This window comes from Streptomyces pratensis (genome assembly GCF_037137275.1).
Classification (GTDB): domain Bacteria; phylum Actinomycetota; class Actinomycetes; order Streptomycetales; family Streptomycetaceae; genus Streptomyces; species Streptomyces pratensis_B.
Genome location: NZ_JBBBEN010000094.1, coordinates 1 through 14,895, shown reverse-complemented (window position 1 = coordinate 14,895; position 14,895 = coordinate 1). Strand labels below are relative to the sequence as shown.

Below are 14,895 nucleotides of genomic sequence, written 5' to 3'. Positions count from 1 at the left end.
TGGTCGGGCACCCGGATCATGGGACGCTCCACCCCTCAGGCGAGCTGTCTGGGCCCGGCGATACCGGAGCAGGCTGGGTTGTCGGTCATGACCGTCAGCGTCTCGGCGGCCTTCGAGGTCCGGACGAGACAGTGGGGGAAACGTTCCTGCGGTGAACCTGGCTTCAGCGGGCGCAGTTCACGGTCGTCTGCGGTGAGCTGCCAGCGGAGCTTGGTCGGGACCCACTCCCCGACGTACCGGCACTCGGCGTCCGGGGGCGGCCGCAGAGGTCGGGGCCGGCAGGCCCACGTTCGCTGCGAGTTGTGAGCTGCCTGTCCAGCGGCCTGGCACGTTCCGGAGCCGGTCGGAGGGCGCTGCGGCCGCCTCATGAGGTCCCACCGAAGCGGTTGCGGCAGCGGTGAGACCACCGGCCCGTCCGAACCTCCTGCCGCCAGGCATGTGCTCGGCCCCAGCCCCGAGGTGTTGCCCTCGGTCTCCACAGGCCTCGTCGTAACGGCCGTTCGCGAGCAGCTCCTAGCGGATGTGTCCGTCGGCCGTCACCCACAAACCGACGTATGGCTCCGCAGACACTCTCCCAGCTTCGAGGTCGTCATAGCGGCCAGGCCAGGCTCCCGGGCGGCCGGAAGCCTGGCCCCCGTCCCCCCAGGGTGGGCCCGGTCAGCTGCCGTGTCCCTACCCGCCCCAGGTGTCCGAGGCCCGCGGACCGGCGCGAGCCGGGGGTCCAGGACGCACATCCTGGCGACGCGCACAGACCGCCCCCGATGGCTGGCGCTCCAGCCGCAGCTGCCCACCACCGCGAAGGCCGGTCGACGGTCAGGGCAGGAGCTGCTGCTCCATGGCGAAGACAGCCACCCCGGCCCGGGTCCGCCGCCCGGTCTTGTCGTAGATGTGCCCGAGGTGGTGGCCCACGGTGCGGCTCGATATGCACAGTTCGATGCCTATCTGCTGGTTCGTCAGCCCGCGGGCGGCCAGGCGGAGCACGTCGACCTCCCGTGCCGTGAGCCCGGCCGGGCGGCGGGACCGGGACGGCCGTCCGCCCGCTGCCCGGAGCACAAGGTCGCAGGCATCGCGGTCCAGGGCACCGGAGTCCGCCTCCCGTGTCAGGTGTCCTGCGGCTTCGTCGGCGGTGAAGGCGTCCCGATAAGCGCGCGGTTCGGTCAGTGCGGCGAACACGTCGGCGGCGGCGAGGATGCGGGCCGAGGGAGAGGCACGGGTCCCGAAGTCACCGCGGTGATAGCCACTGCCGTCGAGGCGCTCGTGGTGCGCGGAGGCGATCGGCGCCAACGCGGCGAGCGCGGGCACGCGCTCCAGTACCCGCTGGGTCCAGTACGTGTGCATCCTCACCCGCTCCATGTCGGCAGTGCTCAGCGCCCCCGGCCGGTCCCACACATCGGCGGAGATCCCGGCCCGCCCCAGGTCGTGCAGCAGAGCCGCGCAACGCAGCCGGATCACCTCGTCGGCGGCGAGGCCTCCCAGTCGGCCGGCGCTCTCCGCCAGTCGTGCGACGTGTTCACTGTGGCCGACCAGCCACTTGCTCTTGAGATCCACGAACCGTCCGAGCACCGCGCACAGACCGGAGACCTCCCCGGCGGACACCGTGACGTGCGGCGGCGGTTCGGCGGCCACCGCGGAAGCGACGGCGTCGGGCTCGCGCAGCGGGGCGAGCGCTGTCGTGGCGTCGGCCGCGAACGCGCGCGCCAGCGCGGGGTCGAGGTGCCCGCCGGCGCGCCGGACCACCTCCGCGACGGCGGCCGACTCGCCGCCCTTCGCATGGGCCAGGACGGCCTGTTCGGCCACCTGGACGACCCGAGCGGCGTAGGAGAGGTGTTCACCTCCGGCGCCGAGGGGGATGCCCTGCCCGTCCCACCGCTCGTACACGTCGTTCAGCGCGGCGAGGGTCCGCGGCAGTACACCGAGGCCCGACCCCAGCGCCTGACTGGCCTCGCAACCGTTGCGCATGGCCTCCATACCGACCGTGGGCAGCACCATGGTCAACGTGTCAGTCAGTCGCTGGGCCTTCTCACGGGTCCAGCCGCCGAGCCGGAGCAACTGCTCGGTCAGGGGCACCTCGTCACTCGGATCGAGATGCTTGAGCGCGCTCTGGAACGCCACTTCGTCACCGAAGATTTCAGCCAGCTCGGGGGCGAACGACGTGCAGCCGACCGAACGCAGCAACGCCGTTTCGTAGACCGCCCGGCAAGTTTCCCGGTCGGCGTCGAGGACGTCCCGAGCGAAGACCGCGGCGACCACGCAGGTGCGCAACCCCTTCTCGAAGGTCATGCCCGCGGCCAGGTCGGTCGTCAGGGACAGCGCCGCCAGCACCTCGGCCAAACGAACATCTTCCACCGTTGAAGCGTAACCGCCCGTTTCAGCTGCTCCGGACCCGCTCGCGTCGCTCCAGGCGCGCCGGGTGCGTTCCGGCAGCCGCGGCGCGAGGGACCGGCGCTGGAGTGCTGGCCGGGCAGACCAGCGACATAGGTCGATCGACCGATGTCCGGCGGCCGGTTCACGAGCACGATCTACGAAGACGGGGGCACCGGCCCGGCCGCCGCGCCCAGCACCGCGGTGCGAGTGCGGCGGCCGGGTGCTCCCGCGCCCTGAACCATTCCACACCACTCCACCGACATCGCACGGAGCTTCTCCATGACCACGTACCGGAACGACGAACACACCGCCGCAGCAGGCACGGTGGTGAACGCCCTGTACGCCTCACTCGCCCAGGGCGATGTCGCCGCGCTGCTCGCGGGGCTCGACGAGCGGATCGAGTGGGTCGTTCCACCGGGCCTGCACTACGGAGGCACCTACCGGGGCCGTGAGGAGGTGCTGGAGAACGTGTTCTCGCGTTTCGTGTCCGAGTGGCAGGACTTCACCGTAGCGCCCACGGAAGTCATGGAGGCCGGGGACCGGGTCGTCGCGCTCGGCCACTACAGCGCCACCAACCTGGCGACCGGGAGGCCGATGCGGACACGCTTCGTGCACGTGTGGCGGCTGCGGGACGGCGTCCCAGTGCACTTCGAGACCGTTCTCGACACCCACACCATGGTCGCCGCGATGTGACCCGGGCCGCCCGGGCGGCCCGGGTGCACCTCTATGGGTACCGGAGCCGCACAGGGCCGTGCCCACGGAGCTCCGGCACGGTACGGACACCCGCCCCGCGGCTGGCGGTCCGGCCGCGATTCCCTGCTCTCCACCCATCTCCGAAGTGAAAGCCACAGCACATGACCTTGTTCGAGCATGATTTCGTCGCGGCGGGTTCCGCCGAACCCCCCCGGGACGACACGGGGCGCATGCTTCAGATGATGACCGGCTACTGGGTGACCCAAGTGGTGCGGACCGCCGCCGAGTTGCGCGTCGCCGACCATCTGCACGGCGACGGTGCCACCCCGGCGGAAGTGGCTGCGGCGGAGTCGCTGGACCCGGACGCCGCCTTCCGGTTCCTGCGGGCGTGTGCCTCCCTCGACCTCGCGGCGTCGGTGGACGGGGACCGGTTCGTCAGTACGCCCCTGCTCGACACCCTGCGCACCGATGCCCCGGGGTCCTTGCGGGACCTGGCGCTTTGGGGTGGGGCAGAGTCCCACTGGCTGCCGTGGGGACGGTTGCCGGACACGGTCCGCACCGGCGCCACCCAGGCCGAAGCCGCCCTCGGGGCATCTTTCTTCGACTGGCTGGCCACGGTCCCCGGAGAAGCCGAGGTCTTCACCAACGCCATGACGGCCATGACACGCGGTCTGGCCCACCGGCTGGCGGACGTGATCAGCCTCCAGGGCACCGAGGTCGTCGTGGACGTCGGCGGCGCCGGCGGGAACCTCGTCCAGACGCTCATGCAGCGCCACCCCGCGCTGACCGGAGTGACGCTCGACCTCCCGCACGTACACGCCGATGCGGACGCCTCCGCGGCGGTCATGGGCGTCACGGACGGGTTCACCTTCGTCGGTGGTGACTTCTTCGAAGAGGTGCCCTCAGGGGACGTGCACCTGCTCAAGTTCGTCCTGCACGATTGGGACGACGACGCCTGCGTGCGGATCTTGCGCAACTGCCGGGAAGCGCTCACGTCCGGCGGACGCGTACTGGTGATGGAACTCCTCGTCGACAAGGTGGGCACGCCCGGCCTGGAGCCGCTGATGGACCTCAACATGATGGCCCTGTCCACCGGACGTGAACGCAGCCTCGACGAGTACGAAAACCTCTTCGCTCGGGCCGGACTGACGCGGACCGGCCTCACGGCGTCCGGGTCCGCGGTCTCCGTCCTGGAACTCGTACCCGACCGGAGCCCGCGCGCGGCGGTGCGGCTGGTGTCCTGACGCCTCGGTGCCCGTGGAGCACCGGACACGCGCGGGAAGCACCGGACGCCCTCGTGTCCCGGGGCACGGGCAGCACCTCCGCGGGCCCGGCTCCTGCACGGCAGCGGCCGGGCCGTCCCGCGTCTCCCCGGCCCGTCCCGGTGCACGACGCCCGGGTCGGCGGGCGAGACCCCGCGGGTTCTCTATGTCCTGCGACCTAGGTGGCGTTCCTCCCGGTGGACGACGCCATGTCGTTCCCGGCTCGAAAGGAGCGCCACATGGATGGAATCGATGTACTCATCGCTTTGTTCGCCGCTCTGGCCCTTGGCGTCGTCGCGTGGTCGAAGCCGTTGCAGAAGCTGTCGTTCTGGGGCTTCGTCCTGCTGTGCGCCGTCTTCCACCCGGCGGACACGGCACTGTTCTCGGCGCTGGAGTCCGCCGCGGGCACCGGCGGCACCATGGCCGAGTGGACCTTCATGTTCAGCGTGAACCTCCTGTTCGCCGCGCTCCTCGCGTCGGCCTACCGGGGAATCACGTCCCTCCGGGACACACCCGCCCACGGACACTCCCACCACATGCCTTCGGCGTGACCGAGAAGATCCTGTATTAGGTACTGCGCCCTGCCCCGACGAGCTGTTGATTGCGACCGAGGCAGGTCAGGTCGCCCGGGGGTATGGGAGCCCGTCGGGCGCCCCGCCTACCTGCGCCAGCAGAACGAGGCGGACCTTCGCCGGTACGGAGCGAATCGATCTCTTCTCCTTGCACCGGGTCGACCCGCGGAAGCTCTGCCCCGTCCCGGCACGTCCTCGGTTGCCCATCAGGAGAACGCTGCAGGCTCCACGCTGGGGCTCACCGAGGGGCACCGCGCTCAGCTAGCAGCTCTGGGACTGGCCGAGGACGAAACCGCGCAGCTCTCGCAGCCGGCTCGTCCCGGGAGTGACCGCGGGCGCGGCACTCGCCTCACTCTCCCGTAGGCCCGAGTGCCGTGCTCTCGCTGAAAGCACTGGGTGAGGGCACGACGCCGAACGGTCGCCGTGGAGGCCCTCTTCCCCCGTTCACCCACAGAAATCATTACTCGCAGAAAGAACAAGGACACTTCTGTGCCTCACAGATCCTCCATACTCATACGCCGAAGAGCAACGGTCGCAAGCCGATTCCGGCTTCTCGCGGTCCTCCTCTCCCTCGCCCTGTCCGTCCTCGTCCTGGAGGCACCTGCCCAAGCTGCCCCGGAGCGTCTCGAAGCAACGGGCCAGTGCGCTGTTCCCGACGCACTGGAAACGGGGTTCTCACAGGCGCTGCAACGACCCGGGACCGCCAGCCACACGGCGATCCGCGTCGGGTGCGCAGCCGACGCGCCGCAGCGGATCGCCCGGTTCGCGGCTGCGGCCGATGACGTGCAGATGGCCTTCGACACGACGGGGCTCGACCAGCGCTTGCTGGAGGAGGAGGCCAAAAAGATTCAGCAGGCTAAGACGGACGGAAAGTCACTGAGCGATGTCCTCTTCGAGCGTGCCGAGAAGTACAAGCTCGGTGTGTACGAGACCTCCCCGGCGGGCGTCGAGTTCGACGGCACCTTTGAGGCCACGGCCACCGGCTTCGTGATGACCCTGCCCGCCTCGGAGGTCCAGCCAGATGCGAACTGGTGGCAGAAGGGCATCGCCATATTCGCGGGCATCGCCGCCGGAAGCGTCGCCAGCGTGGTGTGTTTTGCCGCCTTCGCCGTCGGAGCCCCACCCGCCGTGCTTGTGTGCCAAGCCGTCGGCGGTTTTGTCGGAGGCCTCGTCGGCGAATTGGTCAACGCCGCGTTCGACGGCAGATCATTCGGTGACAGCTCGGTGTGGGCGGAGGCCTTCACCGTTGCCATCCTCGCCGCAGTACTCACCGCCGGAGGCGGCCACCTCATGAACTGGGCCCAGACCGAGGCCAGGCCCCTCTTTGGCAAACTCGTCGGGGCAATGCAGGAATTCGCACAGAGTGTACGGGTGACGTTCCGCACTGCCATCACCTACACCTCCGACGTCCTCTCCCTGGTCGGACCGAAAATCTACCCCGGCCTGGTCGCCATGGCCAAGAAGCTCGGCATCAGGGCCACCCCCACCGCGCTGCAGGTCATGCCGCTGGGAGACTCGATCACCGCCGGGATCGGCAGCCCGACCACTTCCAGCTACCGCGCCGCGCTGTGGGACGGACTGACCGCGGACAAGCACACCGTGGACTTCGTCGGAGACCGGCGGTCCGGCCAACTTCCCGACACCGACCACGAAGGCGTCTCGGGCGACCTGATCTCTCAGATCGCCCAGCGAGCAGACGCGTCGGTGCCAGTGCACCGGCCCAATGTGGTGACCCTCCACGCCGGCACCAACGACATGGACAAGAACGTGGACCCGGCCGGCGCGCCGGACCGGATCGCCGCACTGATCGATCAGATCCGCGCCGACTCCCCGGGGGTGACAGTCCTCGTCGCTACCCTCGTACCCGCTCGCAATTCGGCCACGCAGAGCCGGATCAACGTGTTCAACAGAGAGATCGTGAAACTCGCCCAGGAGCGGCAGAAGGCGGGCCAGAAGGTCAGGGCGGTCAGCATGGACGCGGTCACCGCGGCTGATGTGCCCGACGGGCTGCATCCCAATGACTCCGGCTACCGGAAGATGGCCGACGCCTTCCACAGCGCCGTCGACCAGTCCGTCCTGATGGGATGGGTGGCAAAATCCCAGCCCGGCGATCTGCCGGCGTGCTCCCCGGCGGCGAACCGCTGGACGCCCCGGCCGGGCATCGCCAAGGGCGGCGTCCACGACATCGAACGCGGTGACGACATCCTTTTCGCCGACGTCGACGGTGACGGCCGTGACGACTACCTGGTACTGAACTACGAGACGGGGGCGCTGGACGCCTGGCTCAACCGCGGCGGCGACCGCGACGGACAGCCCGGCTGGGAAGAACGGAAGAACTTCGCCAAGGGCGGCATCCACGACCCAGAGCGTGATGACGACATCCTTTTCGCCGATGCCGACGGTGACGGCCGTGACGACTACCTGGTGCTGAACAAGGACACCGGGGGGCTGGACGCCTGGCTCAACCGCGGCGGCGACCGCGACGGACAGCCCGGCTGGGTAGGGCGGAAGAACTTCGCCGCGGGCGGCCTTCACAAGTCCGGTGAACTGATCGCCCTCGCCAACGTCGACTGCGACCTCCGCGTTGACTACCTGGTGCACAACCCCGACGAATCAGTGCGCGCCTGGCTCAACCGGGGCGGCGACCGCGACGGGCAGCCCGGCTGGGTGGAACGAGGTCAGATCGCTTCGGGCATCGAGGGGGGCAACACTGAGTTCGCCGACCTCGACGGCGACGGCCGCGACGACTACCTGAAGGTCGACTCCAGGACCGGCAGGGTGGACGCCTATCTGAACCGTGGCGGTGACCCCGCCTGAGGCATGCCGACGGGCCCGGCACCACGGCGGTGGACCACCGCCGTGGTGCCGGTCTGCACACCCGGCAACCGCACGAGCCAACGAACACCTGGCCAACGGCCGTCCTCTGGGCAAGCGCGTCAGCAAGACGGACGAACAGGTGGTGCAACGCCTGCGTGCCCAGCACTGGCTGCACTGCTGGTGGCACGAGGGGATCTCCAAGGAGCAGTGGAAGGACTGGGAACGGCTCGCCAAATGCGGAAACGGTGTGCACCGCTTCACCACGTCCTACGGCGAGCAGGCGGATGCCGGATCGAGCGGGCACTGCTGAACGATCCCGCCCCCGGTCCCGCAGACCGCCACGGCCGGGTGCACCCGCTCTGTCTCCACCAGCCCGTCGCCGACTGGTGGCCGAAGCGGCGGCAGGGCGGACGCCCCCGGAACACGCCCGGCAGTGGAAGGACGAACCCGCTCAGCGCGAAAGAGTACGGGTACGCACCCGTACCCGTACCTGTTTCCGGAGACTCGCCGATGTCCGACGCATATGCCTTGCGGGTCCCGGCCTGGGCGTCCTCGCTGCGGCCGCGCATCACCAGGGCCTCGTGTCGGTACTCCGCGACCGCGCTCTCGATGGTCAGGAACGCGTTGTGTGCGGCGACGTCCTAGACGGCGTCCGGGCCGGCTGCCTCCGGGGCGGCCGAGTCGGTGATCTTCGGGAACTGGGCCCACTCGGCGGCGATCGAGTCCTCGCCGCCCGCGCCGCCGGGAGGCTGCGGCCTCGTCGAAGACGGCGTCCCCGGCCTCCAGCACACCGTTCTCCTTGAGGACGCCACCGGCCACCACGACCATGTCGATGTCGCCGGCGTGACCGCCCGCGACGTTCGTGGCGGGCAGCAGGCTGGTGTGATCGAGGTGGATCATGATCAGGAGTCCAGACTCAACGCCGCACGCAGTGCCGGAGGGGGGAGGACCGCGGAACCGGCGCGGACTCAGGGCCCCAGCAGGGCGGTCAGCGACCGGGGCCCGGTGGGGACTGCCCCGGCTTGTCGCTGCGACGAGGAGGAGGACTGACGGGGCTGATACCAGCGTGTTGAGCGGCCCCGTCTACCGGCGGCACGCGTAGTCGGCTGCGCTGGACCCCGGCGGCGTGTCTGGGACGTCCGGGGCGGCATGTTGGCCGGGTGCAGCGAGGAGGGCGGGGCCCGGCCGGACGCCCTTCGCACGTCGACCGGTCGGGCCCCGGCCCCCTCCTGCGAAGCGTGTGCCGCGCCGGGCTACGAAACGCGGGCCCGCAGCGAGTACCGCTCACCGGCCCGGATTGCCTCCGCCGGCTCGTGCAGGTCCGCGGCCGTGAATCCGAGCAGCGCCTCATCCGCCGTGCGACGCAGCAGCGCCACGATCAGGTGACGGTCGCTCCAGCAGCTGCTCTCGACGGTACGAGCGAGCACTGACGACCGGCCCGGGCCTCGGCGTCTGGGGCGGATCATGTCGGTGGTCGGGGGCCCGCGGTGACGCCGATCGCGGCGATTTTGCGCACGGTGATGACGGCGGCGGCCACCAGGATGCTGTTCCAGGAGACGTCCGCAGCCAGGCGGAGCAGACCGGCTGCGGTCAGGAAGTCGAGCAGGACGGGCAGTGTCTGGTCGGCCCGCCGGGAGATCGCGCCGGCCGCGAGGGCGCTGAGCAGCCCGGCCGCTGTGACCAGCAGAGCCGCCGCGGTGAGGATTTCCGTCACGAGGGGTCCTGGACCGGGAGTGGGCCGGCCGTGCCTTGGCCCTGTCCTGAATGCTCTGCGGCTACTTCAGCACGTTCCTTGGCGATTTCCCGTCCCAGGAAGAAGTTCAGCGCCGTACGGATGGCGGCGATGGCCGCCAGCTGGCCGATCTCGGTGAAACTCGGCGCGACCGCAGTGCGCAGCACGTCACCGGCAAGCTGGAACTCCAGTCCCAGTGCCAGGAAGCGCCCCAAGGTGAGCCGAATCCGGTTGAAGCCGTTCGTGTGTCCTCGGCTGTGCAGGAGGGCGGCTGCGAAGCGGGCGAAAGCCCAGAGGGCGCCGATGAAGATGATCAAGGCTCCGGCCGTCTCGACGACTCTGACCAGTACTCCGATCACCTCGCGGAGCTCAGTTTCGGGGAGCAGCTGCACGGAAACGGTCATGCCGGGCGACTACCCGGACCTTGCCCGGCCTCTCCGGTCTTTCAGTGAATGCCGCTCGAAAAGCCCATCCGCCGGTGTCGACACAGGCCCTTTCGGGGCGATGTCGGAACAGCCGGATTGCTCACGTGTGGGTGCGTGTCATCGGTAAACAGGGCCCGTTGTCGGCAGCAGAGCTGCGTTCGGGCAGAACGACCGCCCCTGCGCGACCACCCGGCAGGCGGCCGTGGGACCGCGAGAGCCTCGGCCAGGCCGGGCGTCACGGAACATGGCAGGAACATGCATGGCCCCCCGGAGGCAAGATCACTGCGCCGCGCCGCGACGGTCCAGGGGCCAGGAACCGGCCGAGTTCCGCTCGCTGCCGGTCGACCACGGTGGCCACCAGGCCGCCCGGGGGCCGGGGGTGGCCCAGATGCAGAGCTGTCAGGTCCGTGCCGGGCAACGGCGGGCGGGCTGGTCCGCTGCGTCGAAGCGGAGCGTGGCGGCGCAGACGTAGACGCGCGGCCGCGCCGGGCCCCCTCCGCAGCCGGAATCAGAAGTGCTTCCCATGACCCGCAGCAGTGACAGTCCCAGGCGGCTGAGGGCGCGACGGCCAGGCCTTGTGCTCGGGCGGGCTTGGTGGCGTCGTTGACGAGGGCGGGGTGCTCTCTGCCCCGCGGGAGCGGCCGGGGGCGGGCGGCTCCTGTTGGCGCTCTGCGCCAGGCGGGCCTCAGCGGAGGCCAGCACGGTCTCGTCCTGTCGCACAGTCGGTGATCAGGCCGACGGCTGCGTGCGGCCTCGTCCCGAAGCTGAGGGCAGGAGGGGCGGCCTCTCGCGAGATGGGGGTGGACGCCGTTTCCAATGCTGCCCATGCACGGCGGGCATTAGAGGATGTCTCGTGGTGAGTTTTGCGAGCTTCTTGTAGCAGGCCAGGGCTGCTGCGAGGCCGAGGAAGGCCGGGAAGTGTGAGCCCTTGCGTTCGTATCGGACGGTGAGGCGGCGGTATCCGAAGAGCCAGGCGATCGACCTCTCGTTCTTCCAGCGGTGGCGGCCGAGCCGTTCACTCGACTCGATTCCCGGTCGGGCGATACGAGGAACGATGCCGCGTTCACGCAGCCAGACCAGGTGGTCGGCGGAGAAGTACGCCTTGTCCGCGCGGAGCTTTCCCGGCCGGCACCGGCGCGGCCCGCGGCGCGAACGGACCGCGGGTATGCCTCGGATCAGCGCCTTCAGGGCCTGGCTGTCATGGGTGTTCACCCCGGAGACGGCGACGGCCAGCGCAATGCCCTGGGCCTCGGACAGCACATGCAGCTTGCTGCCCCTCTTGCCGCGATCGACCGGGTTCGGCCCGGTCAGCGATCCCCCCTTTTCGCCCGCACGCTGGCGGCGTCCACGATGACCGAGGTCCAGTCCAGCTCGCCCCGGGCGCCGAGCTCGTCCAGGACCGCCCGGTGCAACTTCCGACAGACACCCGCTTTCGTCCATGCGGTGAACCGCCGGTGTGCGATCGCCGGCGAGACGCCGAAGGTGTCGGGCAGCAGCTGCCAGGCGCACCCGCTGGTCAGCACGTACACCACCGCAGCCAATGCCCGCCGCTCGTCAACCGAGGCAGTGCCCCCCACCTTGCTTCCGAGGCGCGAACCTGGGTAGCAGGGGCTCCGTCAGAGCCCACAACCCGTCAGGAACGAGACGAGAGGAAAGAGCACCAGCCACAAGCAGCATCATGACCCATGCAGCTCAGACCACGTGAGACATCCTCTTAATGCGACGAGCAATTCGCGGACCGCCTCAAGGGGTCCGAGATTGGCCGGAGTTGCCTCGCGAGCAACAGGGCCCGCCAGCCTTCGGCGGGTTGTTTAGCAAATGCGGCCTGCAAGGAACACATGACGTGCACACGCAAGACCCGTCCCGTCGCTGCCTGAGAAGGAGCGCAAGCCTCGGCCTGCCCTCACCTGGCCGGCACCTCTGCCGAGCCCGTGTCGAAGGGCTCCGGCCAGCGCCGCCCTGTCATACCGCAAGGGGGACCAACCGCGCGCTGTTCCTCGGCGACACCCAGTACCCGGGCACCCCGGCGACTGGCGCCCCGACGACCCGGCCAAGGCGGCGCTCGTGGTCTGCAGGCATACGTGACGCCTTCCGCCCAGTCGTCACCCGCTGACCGCATCGGGCCCACCGGCGCGGAGGGAGCCCGGCCTGTTCCGGCTCAGCGAACCAAAGCACGACGGCCGCCGTCCTCCCCGGAAGAGAGAGGCAGAGGGCCCCAGCTGTCCGGGTGCGCCGGTGGCCGGCGTGGCGGCTCGGTAGAGGTGAAGGGCAGCTTGCCTGTGGGCACCGTTGTGGAGGCCTCTGGCACCTTCGGCGCGCCTCGCTCACGCTGCTTGGGTTGTCACGCCCTGCCGCGCCGCGAGGGCGCTGCCGTGCGGGAAGTCGAGCGGTTGCACTCGTCGTTCGACGCCCGGTCACGGGTGAGGGTGATGGAGAGGGCCAGCAGGCAGACAAGCGCGGCCAGCACTGCCGAGAGCGGCGCGAGGACACCGCCCCCGTCCAGCACTGTGGCCAACATGGAGGACGAGGTCTTGGCGATGACCAGATGCGCTGCCGCCAGGAGCCCCGTGTAGAGGACCCCGAGGGCCAGAACCGGCACCATCAGGCGCAGCAGCATGCCGACCGCCAGCAGGACGCAGAGCCCTGAAACGCCGGCCGAGAGCGCTACCGCGCTCGTCGACAACTCGTCCGGGTGGAGAGGGAAGTGCGCCGCACCGCAGAGCACCAGAACGGCGGCGGTCACCCAGCGGAGCCAGGGGGATGGCGACGTACCGGCCCGGGCACCCCCGGGCTCCTGCGGAGAGGGAGACTGCTTACGGGCCGGTGCCGGGCGAGGTGAGCGTTCGGGAGCGGTGTCGACTGGTGCGCCCTTGGCGTACCGCGGGTCGTCCGCGGTGAATGCCGGAGTCCTCACCTTGTGGGCGTAGCCTGCCGGGCGTCCCGCGCTCTCAGGCGATGCGCCTCGCGCATCGGTCGGGCCGGCCGCGGAGTTCGGCACGGGTTCGGCCGTTGCGGTTCGTTCCGCCTGCAGGCGGCTGATGAGTTCCACCAGTTCCTCGACTGTAAGTCCGGTGGCGGCCGCGTGCACCGCTTCCTCTCCGGCGTGCTGGTCGTGCGGGGGGCGGTGCAGGAGGGCCATGAGGTGGCTGATGTCGCTGATCGGGCGACGTGCGGCCGCGGCGTGGATGGCCTGGTCGGCGCGGTCGACTGGCTGCGGGGGTTCGGACAGCCGGGCCACGAGTTCGGCGACGTCATCGACGGGTCGCTCCACGGCGGCGGTGCACACGGCCTGGCCTGCGGCGTACTCGCCGTCCGGGGTCTGCTCCAGCAGCCGGATCAGGGCGAGGACTTCGTCCAGCGACCTGGCAGTGGCGGCGGTCTGCACGAGCCCGTCGACGGGGGTGGCACAGGCCTCCCAGCCCGGGTTGTCGCAGGCTTCGTGCTCGGGCTCAATCGCAGTTCCGATCATCTCCTCGGGTATGTCGGGGGGCAGGGCAGGTATCAGGGGGAGGTCCGATTCGCGATGGGTAGTCATGATCGCCTTCCGATTCGAGGCCTGTCTCCTCAGCGCAGCTGAGAAGGCAGGCATATGCGCTCCGACCTCTTTCTAAGTGGGCGGTTCGTGGGTTGATGTCCGTTTCTGCTTGAGGGTGGAGCGAGACCGCTGGTGGGGCTCTGTCAGCTATGGCTTTCTGGCGAAACTGCCGGTGTCGGCTTCGATGAGGATCCCGAGTCTGACCAGGCGTTTCAGCTTGGCGCGGGTGCCCTCGACGTTCTTCGGCAGCAGCTCGTGGCCGAGGGCTTGGCAGACGTCCCTGGCCCGTATTGGTCCGGTCGCGTGGTTGAAGGCGGCGAGGATGCGGGGGTAGTCCGGGTGCCCGGGCAGTTCCGGTGCGGCAGCGGGAAGCCGGTCGGCGAGGCTGGTGACGGTAGTGCGGGTGATCGCGAGATGCTCCAGATGGGTCTCGGCCTCCCGCAACCGGTTCTGCAGGCCGTCGATCTGTTCACGGAGGTCGTCGGCCAGGGCCCGGGCGGCTTGCTCCTGCAGTTCCAGGGCTTCGAGCAACGGCTGGATGTTCATGCTGCGACCGCCTGTGCCTCGCGCCAGGTGGGGGTGTTCGCGCCGGTGAGCCGGCGGGTCATGACGTGGGTCATGGCCCAGTAGACGCGTGAAACGGAGGAGGAAGGGTGGTGCTCGTAGTCGCGGACCAGGCGCCGGTGCAGTATCAGGGTTCCGTAGGTCTGCTCGACCCTCCAACGCTTCGGCTGCGGCACGAATCCCTTGATCTGCGGGTCGCGGGCGACGATCTCGACGTCGATGCCCAGGCCGGCGCCGTGCGCGACGACCTGGTTCTTGAAGCCCTGGTCGACGAGAGCCTTGCGAACGGTTCCGCCGGCCTGTTCGGCGACCTGGTCCAGCAGGACGATGCCCGCGGCATTGTCATGGGTGTTCGCGGCCAGGACGACGACCGCGATGACCAGTCCAAAGACATCCACAGCCAGTCCGCGCTTGCGGCCGGGCACGCGCTTGGCCGGGTCATGGCCGCTCGTGTCGGCGGGGACCCCGGCGGCCACATGGACACTCTGCGTGTCCAGGACCACCAGGGCCGGGTCCTCTAATCGCCGGGCGCGTTCGCGGACCTGGCACCGCAGGAGTTCGTGGATGACCTGGTCGGTCCCGTCATCCCGCCAGGCGGCGAAGTAGTAATAGGTCGCGCTCTTCTGCGGCAGGTCATGCGGAAGGTAGGCCCACTGGCAGCCGGTCCGTCCCTGGTACAGGATCGCGTTCACGATCTCCCGCATGTCGTAGGCACCTTGATGGCCGCTGACCGACCGATGCCGCCCCTTCCATGCGGTGATCACCGGCTCGATCAACGACCACTGCTCGTCCGATAAGTCACTCGGATACGGCTTGCGTTCACTCACCCGGTCACATCACCACATCAACGACCGTGAACCGGCAGATTCCGCCTCGACGCCACACCATCAGGCGACAGCAGATCCGCTCAAAGACTCACGAACCGCCCACT

The 14,895-nt window shown here is 69.6% G+C and carries 13 protein-coding genes and 2 pseudogenes; 6 read left to right on the top strand and 9 right to left on the bottom strand.

Going from position 1 to position 14,895, the window contains the following annotated elements:
* Nucleotides 1–161: 161 nt before the first annotated feature.
* Nucleotides 162–260 (bottom strand): annotated as a pseudogene (locus tag V9U70_RS21335) (HNH endonuclease); the annotation flags it as partial.
* A gap of 553 nt (nucleotides 261–813) precedes the next feature.
* Complete coding sequence (locus tag V9U70_RS21330; RefSeq protein ID WP_336677566.1) at nucleotides 814–2,346, bottom strand: HD domain-containing phosphohydrolase; 1,533 nt, start codon at nucleotides 2,344–2,346, stop codon at nucleotides 814–816.
* Between the two features lie 297 nt (nucleotides 2,347–2,643).
* On the opposite strand from V9U70_RS21330, the gene V9U70_RS21325 reads away from it, so the two are divergent.
* The 6 genes from V9U70_RS21325 to V9U70_RS21300 all read left to right on the top strand — a co-directional run bounded on the left by V9U70_RS21325 (nucleotide 2,644) and on the right by V9U70_RS21300 (nucleotide 8,758).
* The gene (locus V9U70_RS21325) at nucleotides 2,644–3,057 is read left to right on the top strand and encodes a nuclear transport factor 2 family protein (RefSeq protein ID WP_336677565.1); all 414 of its coding nucleotides are present in this window, start codon (nucleotides 2,644–2,646) and stop codon (nucleotides 3,055–3,057) included.
* A gap of 161 nt (nucleotides 3,058–3,218) precedes the next feature.
* A complete protein-coding gene (locus V9U70_RS21320) occupies nucleotides 3,219–4,301 on the top strand; it encodes a methyltransferase (RefSeq protein WP_336677563.1) in 1,083 nt (360 codons plus the stop codon).
* A 257-nt stretch (nucleotides 4,302–4,558) separates the two neighbouring features.
* Nucleotides 4,559–4,870: a hypothetical protein gene (locus V9U70_RS21315; RefSeq protein WP_336677561.1), complete on the top strand. Its 312-nt coding sequence runs from the start codon at nucleotides 4,559–4,561 to the stop codon at nucleotides 4,868–4,870.
* Nucleotides 4,871–5,314: 444 nt separating this feature from the next.
* Entirely contained in the window at nucleotides 5,315–7,708 is a 2,394-nt protein-coding gene (locus tag V9U70_RS21310) for a GDSL-type esterase/lipase family protein (protein ID WP_336677559.1), read from the top strand.
* Between the two features lie 142 nt (nucleotides 7,709–7,850).
* Nucleotides 7,851–8,018, top strand: a complete 168-nt coding sequence (locus V9U70_RS21305; RefSeq protein ID WP_336677557.1) for a hypothetical protein — start codon at nucleotides 7,851–7,853, stop codon at nucleotides 8,016–8,018.
* A 374-nt stretch (nucleotides 8,019–8,392) separates the two neighbouring features.
* The gene (locus tag V9U70_RS21300; protein WP_336677555.1) at nucleotides 8,393–8,758 is read left to right on the top strand and encodes a hypothetical protein; all 366 of its coding nucleotides are present in this window, start codon (nucleotides 8,393–8,395) and stop codon (nucleotides 8,756–8,758) included.
* 203 nt (nucleotides 8,759–8,961) lie between these two features.
* Here V9U70_RS21300 and V9U70_RS21295 read toward each other — a convergent pair whose 3' ends face one another.
* The 7 genes and pseudogenes from V9U70_RS21295 to V9U70_RS21265 form a co-directional block, all read right to left on the bottom strand.
* Nucleotides 8,962–9,135, bottom strand: coding sequence for a hypothetical protein (locus tag V9U70_RS21295; protein ID WP_336677553.1), 174 nt, complete (start codon nucleotides 9,133–9,135; stop codon nucleotides 8,962–8,964).
* A 35-nt stretch (nucleotides 9,136–9,170) separates the two neighbouring features.
* Nucleotides 9,171–9,422 carry a hypothetical protein gene (locus tag V9U70_RS21290; RefSeq protein WP_336677551.1) on the bottom strand — a complete coding sequence of 84 codons (252 nt, stop codon included), beginning with the start codon at nucleotides 9,420–9,422 and terminating at the stop codon, nucleotides 9,171–9,173.
* Nucleotides 9,419–9,844, bottom strand: coding sequence for a DUF1622 domain-containing protein (locus V9U70_RS21285; RefSeq protein WP_336677549.1), 426 nt, complete (start codon nucleotides 9,842–9,844; stop codon nucleotides 9,419–9,421). Before V9U70_RS21285 ends, V9U70_RS21290 begins: the two co-directional genes overlap by 4 nt.
* 888 nt (nucleotides 9,845–10,732) lie before the next feature.
* A pseudogene (locus V9U70_RS21280) lies at nucleotides 10,733–11,533 on the bottom strand (IS5 family transposase); the annotation flags it as partial.
* Nucleotides 11,534–12,206: 673 nt separating this feature from the next.
* Nucleotides 12,207–13,334: a hypothetical protein gene (locus tag V9U70_RS21275; protein ID WP_336677547.1), complete on the bottom strand. Its 1,128-nt coding sequence runs from the start codon at nucleotides 13,332–13,334 to the stop codon at nucleotides 12,207–12,209.
* Between the two features lie 213 nt (nucleotides 13,335–13,547).
* The gene (locus tag V9U70_RS21270; RefSeq protein WP_336673093.1) at nucleotides 13,548–13,946 is read right to left on the bottom strand and encodes a hypothetical protein; all 399 of its coding nucleotides are present in this window, start codon (nucleotides 13,944–13,946) and stop codon (nucleotides 13,548–13,550) included.
* Nucleotides 13,943–14,791, bottom strand: coding sequence for an IS5 family transposase (locus tag V9U70_RS21265; protein WP_336673094.1), 849 nt, complete (start codon nucleotides 14,789–14,791; stop codon nucleotides 13,943–13,945). Before V9U70_RS21265 ends, V9U70_RS21270 begins: the two co-directional genes overlap by 4 nt.
* Nucleotides 14,792–14,895 lie beyond the last annotated feature (104 nt).

Bases quoted from the DNA above. Each gene is read 5' to 3' on its own strand.
- V9U70_RS21325 (WP_336677565.1), top strand. From the start codon at position 2,644: ATGACCACGTACCGGAACGACGAACACACCGCCGCAGCAGGCACGGTG.
- V9U70_RS21320 (WP_336677563.1), top strand. From the start codon at position 3,219: ATGACCTTGTTCGAGCATGATTTCGTCGCGGCGGGTTCCGCCGAACCC.
- V9U70_RS21315 (WP_336677561.1), top strand. From the start codon at position 4,559: ATGGATGGAATCGATGTACTCATCGCTTTGTTCGCCGCTCTGGCCCTT.
- V9U70_RS21285 (WP_336677549.1), bottom strand. From the start codon at position 9,844: ATGACCGTTTCCGTGCAGCTGCTCCCCGAAACTGAGCTCCGCGAGGTG.
- V9U70_RS21275 (WP_336677547.1), bottom strand. From the start codon at position 13,334: ATGATCGGAACTGCGATTGAGCCCGAGCACGAAGCCTGCGACAACCCG.
- V9U70_RS21270 (WP_336673093.1), bottom strand. From the start codon at position 13,946: ATGAACATCCAGCCGTTGCTCGAAGCCCTGGAACTGCAGGAGCAAGCC.